This is a genomic window from Mycobacterium sp. TH-M25, assembly GCF_057473665.1.
The window spans coordinates 1-2,970 of the sequence record NZ_JBYCLA010000201.1; the positions used below are offsets into that span (position 1 = coordinate 1).

Below are 2,970 nucleotides of genomic sequence, written 5' to 3' on the forward strand. Positions count from 1 at the left end.
CGCACTACGACGACCATGACGTACTAATCCTTCAGATTCAGGGATCCAAAATCTGGCACGTCTACGAAGGCGTTGACATCCCGCCACGCGACATGCAGCGCGACAAAGAGAACGCCGTTGCCACCGAAGGCCTTCCGTCGCCCATCGACGTGAATCTCGAAGCCGGCGACGTCTTGTATCTGCCGCGGGGCAAAGTGCACGAGGCCGAGACGATTGCAGAGCCATCCATTCACCTGACCGTGGGTGTGCACGCCCCCACGGCGTTCACACTCGCCGTAGGGGCTCTTTACCAGCAGAGCTTTCACGACGACCGACTCAACGCCCAGCTGCCGCCCCGGCATCTCGACGATGCGGACCTGCGCGCCACGGTGGACGCGCTGATGCGTGACACCGTCAAGATCGTCGAGGACCCGGGTGCGATCGCGAGGGGACTCGACGCACTGGCCGATGTCTTGGTGCGACGGGGCCGTTGCCCGCCGGTCGGATCGATCTCGGATGTCGCGGGACTCGACGGAAAAACGGTGGTACGCAAGTACCAGCCGCTCTATTCGCTGGTGCGGACGGAATCCACCGGCGTCACACTGCAATTCGCGAGCCTGTCGGTCGGCGCAACTGCCAACCACAAGGCCGCGATGGAGTTCGTTTCGCGAAGCGTCGAGCCGTTTCGGATCGGTGATCTGCCGGGTCTGAGCGCGAGGCAGCAGATCGAGTTGGCCCGAACTCTGATCGTGAGCGGATTCCTGGTCCGGCTGCCCGATTGATGGAACTATCCGACCTCGCCCGATGGACGCCAATCCGATTCGACTTTTCCGGGCGGATACCGACGATTGACTGGGCCGATCTGTCGGCCGAGCGTTTCGTGGAGCCGTTCTTCGACGAGAGCGTGGCTCGGTGGTCGACTGGTTCGCAGGCGCGGCCGCTCGTCCGAACCGGACTCGAGGCGTTGGTAGCGCTCGACACAGAACCCTCGCTTGATCCGGCGGGCATGATTCACCACTTCTCGCGCTGCGGATCGACGCTGGTGTCGAGGCTGTTGTCGACGGTTCCCGGGGTCGTGGTGGTCGCCGAGCCCTCCCCGCTCAACGCCTTGCTAGGCCTGGACCCGGCGCGGGTGGACGACGTCACGCTGGTCCGGGTGGTTCGGCTGCTGGTGAGGGCGCTGGGCCGGCGCCGGCATGGCGACGAACAGCATCTTGTGCTCAAGTGCACCAGCTGGAACATTCGCCGCCAGGAGATCCTCACCGCCGCTTTTCCGGACACCCCGTGGGTGTGGGTTCAGCGCGACCCGGCCGAGGTGGTGGCGTCGCTGCTGGCCACTCCGCCAGGTTGGCTCGGACACCACGTGCCGCCGCTGCAGACAGCGCTGCGCTTCGGCATCGACCCGGCCGCCGTGCTGACCATGCCACGAGCCGAATTCGCTGCCCGAGCGCTGGACGCGATGCTGTCGTCAGCCGCCGCCGGACCGCCTCGGAGGTTGTGCATCGACCGCTCTGAGCTGCCTGCCGCGGTATGGCAACGGGTCGTGACGCACTTCGGGATCGAGATCGACGCCGCGGCGATAGAGCGCATGGCCGAGCAGTCCCGGTTGTACTCCAAAGAAGTTGAGCCTGAGATTTTTTCGACTTACCAGCAAACAGCCCGTGCGGTGACCGACGAGATGCGGGACGTCGCCCGACGCTTCGCCGAGGCGGGGTATCGACGGCTTGCGGACTCGCCGTAGGCCTTTCGAGTTCACATTCCCACCGCGCTGTGCTAGAAATGCTAATGACAATCATATTCATTATGATGGTCGGAGGGGTTTCATGACATTGCGCGTCGTCCCAGAAGGCCTCGCGGCCGCCAGTGCGCGCATCGAGGCTCTGACGGCGCGGCTGGCGTCGGCGCAGGCGAGCGCGGCACCAATGATCACTGCCGTGCTACCCGCCGCGGCCGACCCGGTGTCGTTGCAGGCCGCTGCCGCGTTCAGCCTGCGCGGCGGCCAACATGCGGCCGCCGTCGCACAGGGCGCCCAGGAGCTTGGCCGCTCTGGGGTTGGGGTCGCTGTGGCGGGTGCCACTTACGCCGCGGGCGATGCCGCCACGGCGGCGTCCTACGGCACCTGGGTCTGAGCATGACGGCGCCGCTCTACATGGCTGCGCCGCCGGAGGTGCACTCCACCTTGCTGAGCAGTGGTCCGGGCCCCAGCTCGTTGCTCGCGGCCGCGGAGGCGTGGAACGCACTCAGTGCCGAATACACGTCGGTGGCCGAAGAGCTCAACTCGGCGCTGGCCGAGGTACAGGCCGGCGCCTGGCAAGGTCCGAGTGCAGAGTCGTTCGTCTCCGCCCATGTCCCGTATCTGGCGTGGCTCACGAAAGCCAGTGCCGACAGTTCCGCGGCGGCCACCCAACACGAAGCCGCGGCCGCCGCGTACACCGCCGCGCTGGCAGTCATGCCGACCCTGCCCGAGTTGGCTTCCAATCACATCGTTCACGGTGTGCTGCAGGCTACGAATTTCTTTGGCATCAACACGATTCCGATCGCGCTGAACGAGACCGACTACGCGCGGATGTGGGTTCAGGCCGCGGCCACGATGAGCACCTACCAAGCCGTCGCCGACACCGCGGTCGCGGCGACACCGGCCACCGACACCGCGCCAGCGATCCTGAAATCCGAGGTACAGCCCGCCGCAAGCAACGATCCCTACAGCAACCTCAGCGGTGACAATCCGCTGGGGATCCCACAGTGGCTGCAGAACATCTTGAAGCAGTTCGGGATCGGCAACAGCCTCACCGCCCACGACCCGCATATCGTCAACCCGTTCGAAAACTTCCTGGCGGACGTGCTGAAGAACTTCGGGATAAATTTCAACCCCGCTCAGGGCACCGTCAACGGAATGACGTTCGACTCGTACGCGGACCCCAGCCAACCCATCTACTACGTCGTTCGACTCCTCGAACTCAGCGAAGACCTGTCCCAGTTCAGCACCTATCT

At 65.1% G+C, this 2,970-nt stretch carries 4 protein-coding genes; all 4 read left to right on the forward strand.

What is annotated here, in order from left to right; all coding sequences use genetic code 11:
* Positions 1-761: JmjC domain-containing protein (locus tag AC2VOU_RS06710; RefSeq protein WP_486956663.1), on the forward strand; the 761-nt coding region annotated here is incomplete at its 5' end.
* Positions 761-1,720 carry a hypothetical protein gene (locus tag AC2VOU_RS06715; RefSeq protein WP_486956664.1) on the forward strand — a complete coding sequence of 320 codons (960 nt, stop codon included), beginning with the start codon at positions 761-763 and terminating at the stop codon, positions 1,718-1,720. The genes AC2VOU_RS06710 and AC2VOU_RS06715, both read left to right, overlap by 1 nt.
* 82 nt (positions 1,721-1,802) lie before the next feature.
* A complete protein-coding gene (locus AC2VOU_RS06720; protein WP_486956665.1) occupies positions 1,803-2,108 on the forward strand; it encodes a PE family protein in 306 nt (101 codons plus the stop codon).
* A 2-nt stretch (positions 2,109-2,110) separates the two neighbouring features.
* Positions 2,111-2,970 (forward strand): PPE family protein (locus AC2VOU_RS06725; RefSeq protein WP_486956666.1); only part of this gene is annotated, 860 nt, incomplete at its 3' end.

What these genes read in the sequence shown, in the direction of transcription:
- AC2VOU_RS06715 (WP_486956664.1), top strand. Translation starts at nt 761, where the DNA reads ATGGAACTATCCGACCTCGCCCGATGGACGCCAATCCGATTCGACTTT.
- AC2VOU_RS06720 (WP_486956665.1), top strand. Translation starts at nt 1,803, where the DNA reads ATGACATTGCGCGTCGTCCCAGAAGGCCTCGCGGCCGCCAGTGCGCGC.